General features: G+C 60.4%; 13 protein-coding genes. 8 read left to right on the top strand and 5 right to left on the bottom strand.

From position 1 onward, the window contains the following. The first annotated feature begins 122 nt into the window (after positions 1–122). The 4 genes from ACYQ12_RS12695 (at position 123) to ACYQ12_RS12680 (ending at position 4,481) form a co-directional block, all read left to right on the top strand. A complete protein-coding gene (locus ACYQ12_RS12695; RefSeq protein WP_459872275.1) occupies positions 123–1,262 on the top strand; it encodes a mechanosensitive ion channel family protein in 1,140 nt (379 codons plus the stop codon). Between the two features lie 135 nt (positions 1,263–1,397). Continuing rightward, positions 1,398–1,673: a hypothetical protein gene (locus tag ACYQ12_RS12690; RefSeq protein WP_459872272.1), complete on the top strand. Its 276-nt coding sequence runs from the start codon at positions 1,398–1,400 to the stop codon at positions 1,671–1,673. Between the two features lie 324 nt (positions 1,674–1,997). Continuing rightward, positions 1,998–3,299, top strand: coding sequence for an O-antigen ligase family protein (locus tag ACYQ12_RS12685; protein ID WP_459872270.1), 1,302 nt, complete (start codon positions 1,998–2,000; stop codon positions 3,297–3,299). After that, positions 3,300–4,481: a glycosyltransferase gene (locus tag ACYQ12_RS12680; RefSeq protein WP_459872267.1), complete on the top strand. Its 1,182-nt coding sequence runs from the start codon at positions 3,300–3,302 to the stop codon at positions 4,479–4,481. A gap of 21 nt (positions 4,482–4,502) precedes the next feature. On the opposite strand, the gene ACYQ12_RS12675 is transcribed toward ACYQ12_RS12680, so the two are convergent. Both ACYQ12_RS12675 and ACYQ12_RS12670 read right to left on the bottom strand, forming a co-directional pair. Next, positions 4,503–5,162: a YrbL family protein gene (locus ACYQ12_RS12675; protein ID WP_459872265.1), complete on the bottom strand. Its 660-nt coding sequence runs from the start codon at positions 5,160–5,162 to the stop codon at positions 4,503–4,505. A 40-nt stretch (positions 5,163–5,202) separates the two neighbouring features. Then, positions 5,203–6,354 carry a glycosyltransferase family 4 protein gene (locus ACYQ12_RS12670; protein WP_459872263.1) on the bottom strand — a complete coding sequence of 384 codons (1,152 nt, stop codon included), beginning with the start codon at positions 6,352–6,354 and terminating at the stop codon, positions 5,203–5,205. Positions 6,355–6,492: 138 nt separating this feature from the next. On the opposite strand from ACYQ12_RS12670, the gene ACYQ12_RS12665 reads away from it, so the two are divergent. From ACYQ12_RS12665 to trpC, 4 genes are all read left to right on the top strand, one after another. Then, positions 6,493–7,371, top strand: a complete 879-nt coding sequence (locus tag ACYQ12_RS12665) for a hypothetical protein (protein WP_459872260.1) — start codon at positions 6,493–6,495, stop codon at positions 7,369–7,371. 270 nt (positions 7,372–7,641) lie between these two features. After that, positions 7,642–8,229 (top strand): anthranilate synthase component II, encoded by a 588-nt coding sequence (locus ACYQ12_RS12660; protein WP_459872257.1) that lies wholly within the window; start codon positions 7,642–7,644, stop codon positions 8,227–8,229. A gap of 16 nt (positions 8,230–8,245) precedes the next feature. Then, positions 8,246–9,265 (top strand): anthranilate phosphoribosyltransferase, encoded by a 1,020-nt coding sequence (gene trpD / locus ACYQ12_RS12655; protein ID WP_459872254.1) that lies wholly within the window; start codon positions 8,246–8,248, stop codon positions 9,263–9,265. A 20-nt stretch (positions 9,266–9,285) separates the two neighbouring features. After that, positions 9,286–10,098, top strand: coding sequence for an indole-3-glycerol phosphate synthase TrpC (trpC, locus tag ACYQ12_RS12650; protein ID WP_459872252.1), 813 nt, complete (start codon positions 9,286–9,288; stop codon positions 10,096–10,098). 57 nt (positions 10,099–10,155) lie between these two features. Here trpC and ACYQ12_RS12645 read toward each other — a convergent pair whose 3' ends face one another. From ACYQ12_RS12645 to ACYQ12_RS12635, 3 genes are all read right to left on the bottom strand, one after another. Then, complete coding sequence (locus ACYQ12_RS12645; protein ID WP_459874521.1) at positions 10,156–12,171, bottom strand: TonB-dependent receptor family protein; 2,016 nt, start codon at positions 12,169–12,171, stop codon at positions 10,156–10,158. Between the two features lie 178 nt (positions 12,172–12,349). Beyond that, entirely contained in the window at positions 12,350–14,149 is a 1,800-nt protein-coding gene (locus ACYQ12_RS12640; protein WP_459872249.1) for a cation:proton antiporter, read from the bottom strand. 207 nt (positions 14,150–14,356) lie between these two features. After that, complete coding sequence (locus tag ACYQ12_RS12635; RefSeq protein WP_459872246.1) at positions 14,357–14,557, bottom strand: DUF2905 domain-containing protein; 201 nt, start codon at positions 14,555–14,557, stop codon at positions 14,357–14,359. Positions 14,558–14,565: the final 8 nt, after the last annotated feature.

Genomic DNA, 14,565 nt, shown 5'->3' with positions numbered 1-14,565 from the left:
TGGCCACCGTGGCGTCGACCTTCCCGCAGCGCCACGGCGGTCAAGCCGCTAGCCGGTTAAGCATGTTGCCTTTCGGTTGACCATAATGACAGCTCCTGTCATTGCCAAAGCGGAGCCGCTTCATGTTCGACTGGAGGTCATGGGACGCCTGGATGGCGTGGGCGTATGGTCCTGTCCTGGTAAATTTCGCGTTGGTGCTGGGCATCGCCATCGTCAGCTACCTCGTGCTGCGGGCCGTCATGAGCATTGTCATCAACCGTACGGTCCATTGGCTTTCCCGCACCCCGGGGCGCTGGGGACATTACGCCGCCGAGATATTCAAGCATACCAAGCGTTGGCTCATTGCCGTGATGGCCTTGCAGATCGGGCTTCTGGTCGTCGATCTGGGGCCGGGATGGGATGCGCGGATCAGCCACCTATGGTTTCTGGTGCTGGCCGTGCAGTTCGGGCTATGGGCGGATGCTGCCATTACGCTGTGGAAAGCCGAGTCCATTCATGGCGGGTTCGGCCTGGACAACCAGTTGACCGTGACCATGATCGCGCTGATGCTGCGCGTCGTGTTGTGGGCGGTGGTCGTGCTGTCGGTCCTGGCCAACCTGGGCGTGAACATCACTGCATTCATTGCCAGTCTGGGGATTGGGGGGATCGCCATTGCACTGGCGGTACAGGCGGTGCTGGGCGATCTGTTCGCATCGATGTCCATCGGTGTCGACAAGCCCTTTCGGACCGGTGACTTCATCGTGTTCGGGGATATCGCAGGGACGGTCGAGTACATAGGGCTGAAGACCACGCGTATCCGCAGCCTGAGCGGAGAGCAGGTGATCTGTTCGAACACCCAACTGCTGCAGCAGACCATTCACAACTACAAGCGCATGCAGGAGCGGCGCGTGGTGTTTTCCTTCGCGATCTCCTATCGCACCCCGGGTCACAAGGTTCGCGAGATTCCTCCACTGCTCAAGCGGATCGTCACTTCGCTCGACGATACCCGCTTCGATCGCGCGCACCTGCTTGCCTTGGATGAGCATGCCCTGAAGTTCGAGGTGGTCTACTACGTCCTGAGTGCGGACTACAACCTCTATATGGATGTGCAGCAGGCCATCAATCTGGCCCTGCTCGATGCGCTGGACGAGCGTGACATCAAGTTCGCCATGCCGGTGCGTTCACTCGAATTCCTCGACGATATCCCGCTGGCGCGGGGAGAAGGGACAATATCGGCAGGGGAACCGTCGGGAGAGGCATCGTCGCTGCCAGGAGCCTCATAGAAGCTGGCAGGAGCCGTGATCCTGATGGCGCACGATTCGTATCCGGAATCCATGTCTGGCATGCCTGCGGTTGCGAGCAGAGCAATGATTGCTAGGCTCTAGGCGTAAACATGCAGAAGGCAAGGAGGATCGTACATGGATATCACGATTCACAATGCTGGAATGGGTGAGGATACCTTCCGTGCACTGACCACGGGGGAAACCGGTACGGCGTTGAGAAAGGCGGGTAACGACTATATCGGCGGCAGGGACCTTAGCGAAAATGACCTGTATGCCCTGCAGGAGCGCGATCCCGACGCGCTCAGCCAGTTGGAGGCCGACATGACGGCGCATGCGCGTAACGTCTGTGGTCTGGACAAGGAAACGGGCATTGCTCTGAAGCTCAACCTGGGAACCGCAAGACGACCGTAAATGGCGGCGGCTTCGACTCAGTTGCCGAGTCTGCGCATCATGTCATTCTCGTAGCTATCTCGTTAGCCCGTCCTCGATTGGCGGGCTATTTCGTGCATGTATGCATTTTCTGATACCTCCGGAAGGAAGCGGTACGCATTGCTTCGTTCCTCTCTCATCCCGTTTCGAATGCTGCAGGAAACGCTTTAGCTGGGGTTCGGCCTTCTGCTAAGGTAGCGCTCCTTTACGGGAAGGATTCGAGAAACGCGGATGAAGCTGGGTGACCTGAACCCATGGCGGCCGGCGGTCGCATGGCATTGCCCACAAGTGTTGTGGGCGGTGGGTGTGCTTTGCACGGTACTGTACGCCCTCTGCCGGGTGATGTGGCCCCAGCTGGGGAGTCCCGCGGAAACGGCGACGGCCGTGCTGGGCCTGGTCGCCTTGTTGGTCTGGGGGCGTGGTCTGCGCAGGAGCGCAGCAATCTGGCTGCTTCTCGCGGCCATTGCGGTTCAGGTATTGTCCTGGGGACTGGGCTACTATCACCACCCCCAGTGGATCGATGACAATCCGCAGATCGACCGTCTCGCCAAGTTGTTCATCTTCATCGCGCTAGCCTGGTGGTTGGGTGGCAGCACTCGCAACACATTGTTGCTCTGGTCGCTGGCGCTGGTGGCGTTTCTCGCGGCGCTGTTCGTCCAAGGTAATGGCCTCCCGGAATGGTGGTTGGGGCTGCAAGGGACTCGCGTCGATTTCAATATCCGTAACGCCCAGCATACGTCGATGTTTTTCGGTTCGGGACTGCTGGGACTGGTCGCATTCTCGCATCGCAGCATTTACCGTCAGCGGCTCGTAGTGTGGCGCTTAGCTCTCTGGAGCGTGGCTGTCACCCTCTGTCTGGCAGGGATTGTCATCACCCAGACCCGGGCGGTGTGGCTGGCCCTGGTGATCGCCTTGCCTGTCATGGGAGGGCTATGGCTATGGGCCTTCCGGCGCAGACAAGACACGAAAATTACCCGAAGGAATCTGGTGACGGGGGCGGCAGCCCTTGTCGTCCTGGGGATAGGGACGGGTGATTTAGCCTACGATACGGTCGAGACGCGTCTCGAACAGGAGCGTGCGGTCATTGAGATGTTGGCGTCTGGCGATATTGCCGAGGTGCCCTATTCCAGTATCGGTATCCGTGTCCAGACCTGGCGGGCGGCCAGTGAGTGGATTGCCGAGCGTCCGCTCGTAGGATGGGGGAGTGACGGACGCAGTCTGGCCATTGATCAGACGGCGTGGCTGCCCGAGGAGATCAAGCAGCAGTTCGGTCATCTGCACAACTATTTCCTCGAAGTCTGGGTCGCCTACGGGGTGCTGGGGCTCGCCGTGTTCATCGGCTTGGCCGCATGGGTCGGGCGCGCGACATGGCTGGCGTGGCGGGGCGGCGTCATGCCGGGCGACATGGCGCTGTTCGGGGCCGCATTCTTTGTCTTCTGGGTCATCGTCAACCAGTTCGAATCTTACAACTCCTTCTGGACCGGGGTTTACGTGCACAATCTGGTTCTGGGAGGGCTGGTGACGCACTACTGGCGCTGGCAACTGACGGGAGGGAGCGATTCCCTTGGCCCTGAGCGAATGCACCATGCCGGAAGCGAGGAAAACTGATTGCGTACTCTGGTCGTCGTCAGAAGCCTGAAAATGGGAGGGATGGAGCGGGTTGCCTGTAACCTGGCCGATGCCTTCGCGGAAGCGGGACATGAGAGCCATCTTATGGTGTATCGCAAGCGCAGCGATGGCCTGGCGCCCGAAAACCCCAACGTCCGGATGCACGTCTTTGCTCTGCGCTGGTGGCAGCGCCTGACCGGGGTCGGCTTGTTGCTGGAGCTGATTTCACGCTTGCTGCTCAATCCTCTGATTCGACGCTCGCATTTCGTCTGGACCGGCTTCCTTGGGGGGTATCTGCTGCGTTTTTGGTTGTGGCGCTTCGAGAGGCGTTATGGCCGGTTGGATCGGATCATCTTTCGCGGGATTGGTACAATCGAGCCGGTCTGGAGTTACCGTGATGATCGGGCCCGCTTCGTCCTTGAAAACACGCTTCCGATCAACAACAAATCCTGGAAACACAAGCTGTTTTCCCGATGCCTGTTTTCAGGGAAACCTCTGGTCGCCGTGTCCGAAGGGGTCGCGGAAACCGTGCGTGAGGCCCGGGAGCGCTGGGGCTTTCGGCCCGCCTCGCTGACGGTGATCGTCAATCCCTGCCCGGTAGGCAGCATCCGTCAGCACATGCTTGCAGACGAGCCCGATGTGCCTGACGAGCCATACATCGTCAATGTGGCGCGTCTGGTGCCGCAAAAAGATCATGCGTTACTATTGCGGGCGTATGCGCAAGCCCGTCCGGATGAGTTGCTGGTCATTGTCGGTGATGGGCCGCAGAGAGCCTCCCTGGAAACGCTGGCGGCATCCTTGGGAATTGCCGATAAGGTGCGTTTTGTCGGGCACCGGGCCAATCCCTATCCCTGGATGTATCGCGCTCGTCTCTTCGTGCTGAGCTCGCGTGTGGAGGGAATGGGCATCGTGCTGACCGAATCCTTGGCATGTGGTACCCCCGTCATTGCTGTTGATTGTCCTGGCGGTATTCGTGAGGTGCTCAAAGGCGAGCTGGAGAGTGCGATCGCCGCTCATGATGAGACAGCGCTGGCCGATAAGATTCAAAGCAGTCTGCAGGAGCCGAAACCAGTCATTAACGATGCTTGGTTGCAGGATTTCCTGCCGCAAAGAGTAGTGGAACGCTTTATCGAAGCCTCGGTTTGTCCGTATGAGATTAAAGAAAAGACAAAACAATCATAATCCTTGATGGGATGATGCCATCTATTTGTATCCAGCGTTCTCAATATCTTCGGAGTGGCTTTTTAAACTATTCACTGTCCTGAATAGTGTCTTTTCCTGACGCTTCCACTGACGGTAGGTCTTAAGCCTTGCTATCGAAGGGAAGCGCTGATATAGCGTAAACTTTCTATCCGCTTTACGGCTACCCAAGCCATCGATGAAGACAAAGTTCAGCTTGCCGTTATGGTTTTCGACCATGAGATTGTCCGTGTTCAGGTCGGCAATCACTACGGCATGTTGAAAAGCCCAGCGCTTAAGCTCCGCTAGCATGAGCTTTGTGTCCTTGATGTCGATCCTGTCCTTGATCAGCGCTTTCCTTAGCGTTAAGGCAGAAGAGCCATCGGCTTCACGTATGCGTTTCATGATCAGGCCGGCACCATAATTGGTGTTAACCCATCCATAGCAATCCGCCGCGTGGTCGAGCGGGACCCCACTTTGCTTTAAATGGTTGGTGTAATGCCATTCGACAATGTTCTGCTCTTGGCACTCTCTCCAGCGTTCAGGGTGACGAGCCACCTTGATGCATAGCTCGGGATTGGTAGGGTGAGCATGGCAATCGCGCTTGTTTCCACGACCTATGAGTGTGGCGTCGGAGAGTTGATAGCAAGGCTGGCTGGGGAAGTCGGGTATGGCATACTTCAACGTCGTATTTCCTGTTCAAGCTTCAATCCGAAAGATGTTTTCAAGTACTCAAGGAAGAAAGCGAGTGTTTGAGCTTCTCATCTTGCTGTTGGTAAGAGTAGTTTGAAGCCAGTTGAGCCAGCTGGACTCCAAGGTCCTGAGGAGTGTCGTTTAATATTTGTTCGATACGCGATGCCCAGGCTTCCAAACTGGAATCGTCCAATATCAGTTCCGCGAAGCTGTCCTGCAGCAGTTCGCTAGCGCCTGTCCATGGCGATACGACAACGGGAGTGGCACAGGCCATCGCTTCCAGCACAACACAGCCGAATTCCTCGATATGCGCTGGCAAGACGAATATATCCAATGCTCCATACAATGATTCCACCTCGGATATGGTCGAGCGCCAGATAAAACGCTTGCCCAAGCCGAGCGATTCCGCCTGCTGCTGGTAGGGAGAGGCGTCGTCCTTGCCGACGACGATAAATCGGCAGCGCGAAGGCAGATGCTTTTCGAGACGCGCGGCAATATCAACGAAACCCGCCACGTTGCGCTTCTTGAAGTTGCCCGAGGTAATCAGGCCGATCAGGTATTCATCCTCGGCGACGCCGAGCGAGGCGCGTATGGCCTGCCGCTCGCGACGTGCGTGCTTCGGGTTGAATTGCTCGGGGTCGTAACCGGGATAGTTGATCTCGATCCGATGGTCTTCGATACCGTAACGAGCCTTGAAGTCATCGGCCATCATCTGCGAATTGACCACGACTCTCTGGAAATGCTTGCCAGTCAGGACGTGGTCGTGGATGGCGGCGACTTCATGATTGGCAGGCAGTTCTCTGCCATGAATACGCTGGCTGGCCAGATGCACGCAGTTGTGCATGTAGATGACGTCTGGGCTCTCCGCATCGCCATGACTGACCAGCAGATCGGGGTGATGGCGCTTGCACCAGGACTTGACCCGGCGGTTGAACCAGAATCGTCGGAAGGCGCCCTTGAACGGCCAGCGTGGCAAACGCACAAGCGTGGCACCTTGTGCCCCGACCAGCTTCCGATCGGCCCGTTCAGCCAGGACAGTCACGCGGTATCCCTGTTCAGCCAAAAGTGCCATCTGCTGAAACGCGATGCGTGAAGCTCCGGTGCTCTTTTCGACCTGGCGAATAGCGATGACGGCCAACGGCTTCTGTTTCGATTCTTTCAAGATCGGCTTGGGTCTGTTCATGTCTCTATGAGAGGTCACCACCACCCTAAACAAGGGGATGGGGCGCAGCGTCATTCGTTGGGGGTGTGATATCTTAAGGTACTCTTAACATCATTAATACCCTGTCCTTCGTTGCGGCATCACTTGAGTATCTGGCGCATGTGGAAACGAAGTGACCCGGCGGGAAGGGGGCAGAGCAACGAGATGGCGGTTAGAACACCCTCTGGCGAAGAAGTCCATGCTGCGCTGTACGATCCCCATCTACGCTGGAGCATGCTGCGTGCACGCTGGGCATACGTCGTACGCGAGTCATTCACGGCCCGACTTGTCCGGCCGGTGGAAGATCGTCTGTTCGAACGCTGGCTGAAGCAGGATCCACCCGGCCATCAGATCGAAGCCATGGGACTCCCTTATCGAAGCGTTAGCGCTTATCTGGGACCTGCGCTGGAGTTGCATGTCGATCCGCAGCATTTAGTGCAGTCGCTTTCGATGAAAGCGTCGTTTCCCGGCAAGCGCGAGCGAAGCCGGGCGGCCAGCGCCTTCATCTGGAAGGGCGACTGGGACCTGGCGCGCTACGACTTCCGCGAGGGTTCCCGCTACGTCTTTATTCAGGATATCTGGCAGCATCGCCTCGATCTGTCCCGGAGCGACGCCTATCGACAGCTCCTGCAGCGCCTGGAGGCGGGGAAACCGTTTCGCTCGCACCAGAAGGGCATCCTGCTCAATACCCCGGACAAGATACTGGCGTATCTGCAGATCTATATCGGCTATATGGAAAGCATGGCAGGCCAGGGATTCGACAAGGGGCTGGGGAAGGATCCGCTGGGCGTGGTGATCGGTCGCCACGGGGATATCCTCAAGGTCAATCGAGGTCTTCATCGCCTAGCCATGGCGCAGGTGCTGGGCCTGGATGACATCGTGGTGCGGGTTCGGGCGGTACATGAACTCTGGTGGGAGAGTGTCACTCAGGGGGAATACGGCGAGCCGGCGCTCAAGCGGATGGTGCAGGCCCTGTCGGAATGCCGGCCGGCATCCTAGGGCATGCTCTCGTCTTGACACCTCATCCTGCAATCCGCACTATTGAGGCATGCAAAAACCAGTACACTCGACTTCAAGCCTGCAGTGGTGGCGCGCTTAACCTGGCGCGGCGCTTTCACTCGTCTTGAAGGAAAATGCCGCCGTGAGGGCGGCTTTTTTGTGTCTGGGGTCCTTCACGGTTGGCGATGACGACTTGAACGATCTAGGTGACGTGCTGGATAGCGCATCGAAAGATTTTGGTACATTCAATATATTCAAGGATTTATCGCTATGTCCGTGCTGATGATCGACAATTACGATAGCTTCACCTACAACGTGGTGCAGTATCTTTCGGAACTGGGCGCCGATGTCGAGACGATACGCAACGATGCCCTGACGCTGGAGGAGATCGAGCGCATGGCGCCGAGCCATCTGGTCATTTCTCCAGGCCCCTGCACTCCCAATGAAGCTGGTATTTCCCTGGAGGCGATTCGCCATTTCGCCGGCAAGCTGCCGATCCTGGGCATCTGCCTGGGGCATCAGGCGATCGGCCAGGTCTACGGCGGCAAGGTGATTCGGGCGTCTCAGGTCATGCACGGCAAGACGTCGACGATTCATCACGGCCATCAGGGAGTTTTCGAAGGGCTTCCCGATCCCATGGAGGTGACGCGCTACCATTCGCTGGTGGTCGAGGCGCAGAGCCTGCCGGACTGTCTCGAGGTAACCGCCTGGGCGGGAGAGGATGATGTCACACCGGGGCTGATCATGGGATTGCGCCACAAGACGCTGGATATTGAGGGCGTGCAGTTCCATCCTGAATCGATTCTGACGCAGCAGGGCCACGAGCTGCTCGCCAACTTCCTGAAACGCCGCGCTTAACAGAGGATACGCAGACATGCAGATGCGGGATGCCATCGGTGCGGTGATGCGCCGTCAGGACCTGAGCTTCGACGAGACGCATGCAGTCATGCGCGCCATCATGACGGGGGAGGCCACGGATGCCCAGATCGGCGGCTTTCTGATCGGCTTGTCGGTCAAGGGCGAGACCGCCGAGGAGATTACCGCCGCGGCCCAGGTCATGCGCGAGCTGATGCTGCCGGTGAGGGTCAATGTCGAAAACCTGGTGGATATCGTCGGTACCGGGGGCGACGGGGCGAATCTGTTCAACGTTTCCACGGCGGCCAGCTTCGTCGTCGCGGCAGCGGGAGGACGTGTCGCCAAACATGGCAACCGCAGCGTGTCCTCCTCCTCGGGTAGTGCCGACCTGTTCGACGTGGCGGGCATCAAGCTCGATCTCGATGCCGCTCAGGTGGCGCGCTGCATCGAGGAGGTCGGCGTGGGCTTCATGTTTGCGCCGATGCATCATCAGGCCATGCGTCATGCGATCGGCCCGCGCCGTGAAATGGGGGTGCGCACCGTCTTCAATATCCTGGGGCCGCTGACCAATCCCGCAGGAGCTCCCAATCAGGTGCTGGGGGTTTACGATGCGGCGCTGGTCCCGCTGATGGCGGAAGCGCTCAAGCGACTTGGCAGCCGTCATGTGCTGGTGGTCCATGCAGAGGATGGGCTGGATGAAATCTCTCTGGCGGCACCGACCCAAGTGGCGGAGCTCAGGGATGGCGAGATTCGCGAATATACCATCGCCCCCGAGGAGTTCGGCATCGAGCGCCAGCCACTGGCGCCGCTGAAGGTGGTGACCGCCGAGGATAGCCTGAGGCTGGTCAAGGAGGCGCTGCAGGGCGAAGGGGCGGCTGCGGATATCGTGGCCCTCAATGCTGGCGCGGCCCTGTATGCGGCGGATGTCGCCGATAGCATCAAGGAGGGCGTGGCGATGGCGCAGGATGCCCAGGCATCGGGATTGCCGCTGGAAAAAATGAAGGAGCTGGCGCTCTTTTCGCGCGTTTTCTCCGCATAGCCCGTACCCAAGGACACGAGATGAATCAGAACAACGATGCGGCGCTGCCGACCATCCTGGCCAGAATCCTCGCGCGCAAGGACGAGGAAGTTGCAGAGCGTCGGGCCCGGATTACCGAGGCCGAGCTGCTCGAGCGGGCACGCCTGCAGAGCGCGCCGCGCGGTTTCACCCGTGCGCTTGTCGAGTGCATCGGGGCGGGCGATCCCGCCGTGATCGCCGAGATCAAGAAAGCTTCACCCTCCAAGGGGCTGATTCGCGAGGACTTCGACCCTGCCGAGATTGCCCGGGCCTACGCCGGCGCCGGTGCGAGTTGCCTGTCGGTGCTCACCGATGCGGATTTCTTCCAAGGGCATGAGGACTATCTGGTGGCCGCGCGCGAGGCCTGCGAGCTGCCGGTGATCCGCAAGGACTTCATTACCCAGGGGTATCAGGTCGCGGAAGCCCGGGCCATCGGAGCCGACTGCATTCTGCTGATCGTAGCGGCGCTCGACGATGCGCGCCTCAAGGATCTCTACCAGCAGGCCGTAGCGCTCGGCATGGATGTGCTGGTGGAAGTGCACGATGCGCTGGAACTCGAGCGCGCCATGGCGCTGAACCTGTCGCTGGTGGGGATCAACAACCGTGATCTGCGCACCTTCGAAACCTCGCTCGACACCACCTTCGAACTGCTGGGCAGGATTGCGCCCGACGTGGTCGTGGTGACGGAGTCGGGCATTCATGGCCGCGGCGACGTGGAGCACATGCGCGAGCACAACGTGAATGGCTTTCTGGTCGGTGAGGCCTTCATGCGCGAGGCGGATCCCGGCGATGCCCTGCGCAGGATGTTCTTCTAGCCGGAATGCCTTGGTACGGGGCGCATGGGCCAGCCAAGTGCCCCGTACCGGTCGGTATCAGAAACCGATTTCCACTCCGGCATAGAAGGTACGTCCGGGAGCCGGTTCGTAGTAGCGGCCGTAGTTGGCATTGATGCGTACGTTGGCGAAGTGTTCCTCGTCGAACAGGTTGCGTACTCCGCCATACAGTGACAGGCGTGTATCACTGCCCCCCAGACGCCAGCCGTCGCCGGCACGCAGGTTGACCAGCCAGTAGCTGTCGACGTCGACCTGGTTGGCGTTGTCGGCGTAAAGATCGCCGATGTACTCGGTTTCCAGCGTGGCGAAACGCTGATCGAGCCCCTGCCATGTCAGCTGGTTGATCCACGTCCTCTCCGGCAGGCCGGGGAGGCGGTTACCGTCGTACGCGCCATCTTCGCTATCGAAGCTATCGAATTCGTAACGCGCCAGCGTCAGCGCACTATCGAGACGCCAGTGGGGCGTCAATCGCCAGCCCAGGGCCACTTCGATACCGTCACGATCCGTGTCACCGGCGTTGCGGTAGAAAGAGCGTCCGGCGATCTCGTAGGGGACCAGTTCGTCGCGTACCCGGACCGAGAACAGCGCGACGTCATAATCGAGTCCATTGGAGAAATTGCCGCGCAGGCCAATCTCGCGATTCCAGGCCTTCTGCGGCTCGATGTCCGGGTTGAAGCCGCCGCCACCGTAGGGGTTGGCGAACTCCGAGAAGGTCGGCGTCTCGTAGGCGGTGCCGGTATTCAGGTAGACCTGATGATTCGGCCGGTAACGGTAGCTGAGCCCGGCGGACCCGCTCCATTCGTGAAAGGTGCGCTCGCCGCTGTTGTCGCCGTCGCTGAGAAAGTCGTCATCGATATCGAGTTCGACGCGGTCGTAGCGCGCCCCCAGCGCCAGCGTGAGCCGATCGGTCAACTCGAGGTCGCCCTGCAGAAAGATCCCGGCCGAGGTGGCTGTCTGCGTCTCGTCCGCCACCTCGGCGAGAGCCTGCCCGGTCTCGTCGACATCGCGGCGCCCACGATCGTCCTCCTGGCGCGCCATGTCGACGCCGGCGACATAGCGTAGCGGCATGTCGCCGAGCGTCAGGGAATGATGGAATTCGGCGCTGCCCCCATAATAGTCGCGCTGATAATCGATCAGACTATCGCCGACATAGGGCAATTGCTGTTCGAAATCGCGTTGCGATACGAAACCCCTGACATACAGCTTGCCAGGCCCCATCGAGAGATCTTCGTACTGCAGCCCCAGCAGTTGCTGATCGACGCTCTGCCCGGCGTCCAAGGCCAGCGAATTGGGCGCGGCCTGCTGACGGTCCTCGGCCACCTCGCCGGCATTCAGCCCGCCGGGATCCTCGGAGCGTGGATTGTCGAGGAGGTTGACGATCGCCGTCAGCGCACGGTCGCTGCCCAGCTCGCGACGTAGCTTGGCGTTGAGCAGGTACTTTTCCACCTGGCTCTGTTCGCGATAGCCGTCGTAATTCAGCGCCGAAAGACTGACATGGTGAGACCAGTCGCCCTGCTGCCCCCCGGCCTGGATGGCCATCTTGCGATAATCGTCGCTGCCGCCTTCCACGCGTAGCGTGGGGCTGGTCTCCGTATCGCGCCCGTCGGCGGTCGTGACCGAGATCACTCCGCCGGCGGCATTGCCGTAAAGCACCGAGGCCGGGCCGCGAATCACCTCGATGCGCTCGGCGCTGTCGAGATCGATGGCATCGAGCTGGGCCTGACCGTCGGGCAAGGTATAGGGAATACCGTCCACCATCACGGTGATGCCACGCACGCCGAAGGGCGCCCGGGCGCCGAAGCCACGAATCGCGATGCGCTGGCCTTGGGCGAAATTGTTGCGGTTCTGCAGGAACACACCGGGCACCCTATTCAGCGACTCATCGAGGCGGACGCGCTGCTGACCGCGCTGAATCTGCTGCTCGTCCAGGGTGGAGACGGCGGCTGGCGTCGCGTAGAGTTCACGCTCGAGGCGCGGGGCGCTGATCTCGATCGTCGTCAACGTTTCGGGGGCATCCTGCCCCCAGGCCGCTCCTGCCGACAGACAGCTCAACATCGTCAGATGACGGAACACATTCCTTGTCATGATCCCCTCCTGGTCGGTGGTTTTCTCCGACCCTAACATGCAGCGTCCCGATGCGGGACCGTTCGAAACGGCTTAAGGCTATTCTAGTTGCGGACAGGTCTAGTTGCGGACAGGTCTAGTTGCGGACAGGTCTAGTTGCGGACAGACGCTAGGTTTCCGGCGAGTCGGGGAAAATCAGGCTGATCAGCGTTTCGCCGGGCTTGGGCGCGAGCGGCGTTTCGGCAGTGGCGACCCGGATTCGGCCGTTTCTATTGATGCCGAACAGGGGCAGCAGGCGCTGCTGATGAAGCGCAAGGTAATCCTCGAGGCTGAAGCTTTCGGTCAGCTTGGTACTGCGCAGCTTGGCGCCCTGAGCCAGCAGGCTCGACAGGCGGGCATAGGTGGTGTCCTCGTCGAACAGCCGCGGCAGATGACCGAGCGCCTGTTCCTGGTGACGCCGTGCGTTCTTGCCTACATCCACGGCCAGACGGAAGACCTTGCCGTGCCCGAGCAAATGCTCGAAGTGCAGGGCGGCGAGGTTGTTCAGCTCACGATAGGGCGACAGCGGCAACAGATGGCCGATGCCGGTCAGCTCCAGGTGTTGGGCGGCGTGTTCGGAAAGCGGATTGCCGTAATAGACCGGCAGGCCCGCCATGCGCGCCTCCTGTACGGCATCCCAGTTGTTGTCGGTCAGGCGCACGGTGAAACCGGCATCGACCAAGGCTCTGCCGATGGCACGCGCCACGGGATTGGCGCCGATGATGAGAAAGCCGGAGGGCGATGCTTCGCTGACATCCAGCAGGCGGGCAACGTAACGCGACAGCAGGCTCTGGATGACCACGGTACTGATGATGATCAGGAAGGTGACGGGAACCAGCATTTCCGCACCGGGTACGCCGGCTTCCTCGAGCTTGATGGCGAACAGCGAGGCGACGGCAGCGGCGACGATGCCGCGCGGCGACAGCCAGGCCAGCAGTGCCTTCTCGCGCCACTGCAGACCGCTGCCCAGTGTACACAGCCATACCGCCAGAGGGCGGGCTACCCAGATCAGGACGACCAGAAACGCCCAGGCCGGCCACGACAGCAGGGCGAGCTGCTCCACCGTCAGGCGAGCGGCGAGCAGGATGAACAGACCCGAGATCAGCAGGACCGAAAGCGTCTCCTTGAATTCGATGATCTGCTGAGTCGGCACGCCGCGCATGTTGGCCAGCCACACGCCCATCACCGTGACGGTGAGCAGGCCCGATTCGTGAAACAGTGTATTGGAAGCGGTAAACAGCGTAAGCACCATCATCAGGGTGCCGAAGTTGTGCAGATGTTGCGGTAGCCAGTGATGGCGCAGCACCTGCCCCCATAGGTAACCGCCGCCCACCCCCAGGCCAAAGCCGATGGCGGCAGTCTGGGCAAACAGTTGCAGGGTATGCGTGGCCGCGCCGTTGGCCTGGCCCAGAGCGACGAACTCGTAGACCAGAACCGCGCCGATGGCACCCACCGGATCGATGAGGATGCCTTCCCAGCGCAGGATCTGCGTCAGATGGGCGCGGGCGCGCAGGGTCTGCACCAGCGGCAGGACCACGGTGGGGCCGGTGACGACCAGCAGTGTCCCCAGTACGCTGGCCATCTCCCAGGACAGGCCGAGCAGGAAGTGCGAGGCGGTGGTGGCGATCAGGGCGGTAATCAGCGCGCCCCAGGTCACCAGGCGGCGAACCGTGTGGCCGTGACCGCGCAGGTCCTTGAAGTCCAGGGTCAGGCTGCCCTCGAACAGGATCACGGCCACCGACAGCGATACCAGCGGAAACAGCAGATCGCCGAGCAGAGCGTCGGGCTCCAGCAATCCCGTGACGGGGCCCGAGGCGATCCCGGCCAGCAACAGCAGCAGAATGGACGGCAGGCGCAGGCGCCAGGCAACCCACTGACAGATGAGGGCCAATAACCCGATCGCTGTCAGCGCCAGGGCGGAATGCTGCATCGTCGAGCTCCATGAAAAAGAGCGCGCAGCCTAGCGTCGTGTCGGTGGCCTTGCAAGGCCATGTGCCTTGGCACATGGCTGCGGAGGTTCGGTTACCCGCGCGATGATCCGCCAGGGCCTGCAGTGCCGCCATGGTGGTGGCGGCATCGCGGCGGCGGAGATGAAAGAGGCTTTCGTGTCGTCAGGCGTGACGATGCTCACCGGATGTCAACGGTTGAACAGCCATAACACGGCCGAAATCAGCGCACTGATGAGAATCATGGTGGTGATGGGAAAGTAGAAGGCGAAGTTCTCGCGCTTGATGACGATATCGCCGGGCAGATGGCCGAAGGGGAGTTTCGACAGCCACGGCCATAACAGTCCGATGACCACGACGAGCAGACCGATGACGATCAGCGTGCGAGACATGCCGATAT

The organism is Halomonas shantousis (genome assembly GCF_054654615.1).
This window is presented reverse-complemented; position numbering and strand designations above follow the sequence as displayed.

Bases quoted from the DNA above. Each gene is read 5' to 3' on its own strand.
- ACYQ12_RS12695 (WP_459872275.1), top strand. From the start codon at position 123: ATGTTCGACTGGAGGTCATGGGACGCCTGGATGGCGTGGGCGTATGGT.
- trpC (WP_459872252.1), top strand. From the start codon at position 9,286: ATGAATCAGAACAACGATGCGGCGCTGCCGACCATCCTGGCCAGAATC.
- ACYQ12_RS12640 (WP_459872249.1), bottom strand. From the start codon at position 14,149: ATGCAGCATTCCGCCCTGGCGCTGACAGCGATCGGGTTATTGGCCCTC.
- ACYQ12_RS12665 (WP_459872260.1), top strand. From the start codon at position 6,493: ATGTGGAAACGAAGTGACCCGGCGGGAAGGGGGCAGAGCAACGAGATG.
- ACYQ12_RS12660 (WP_459872257.1), top strand. From the start codon at position 7,642: ATGTCCGTGCTGATGATCGACAATTACGATAGCTTCACCTACAACGTG.
- ACYQ12_RS12690 (WP_459872272.1), top strand. From the start codon at position 1,398: ATGGATATCACGATTCACAATGCTGGAATGGGTGAGGATACCTTCCGT.
- ACYQ12_RS12670 (WP_459872263.1), bottom strand. From the start codon at position 6,354: ATGAACAGACCCAAGCCGATCTTGAAAGAATCGAAACAGAAGCCGTTG.
- trpD (WP_459872254.1), top strand. From the start codon at position 8,246: ATGCAGATGCGGGATGCCATCGGTGCGGTGATGCGCCGTCAGGACCTG.
- ACYQ12_RS12635 (WP_459872246.1), bottom strand. From the start codon at position 14,557: ATGTCTCGCACGCTGATCGTCATCGGTCTGCTCGTCGTGGTCATCGGA.
- ACYQ12_RS12645 (WP_459874521.1), bottom strand. From the start codon at position 12,171: ATGTTGAGCTGTCTGTCGGCAGGAGCGGCCTGGGGGCAGGATGCCCCC.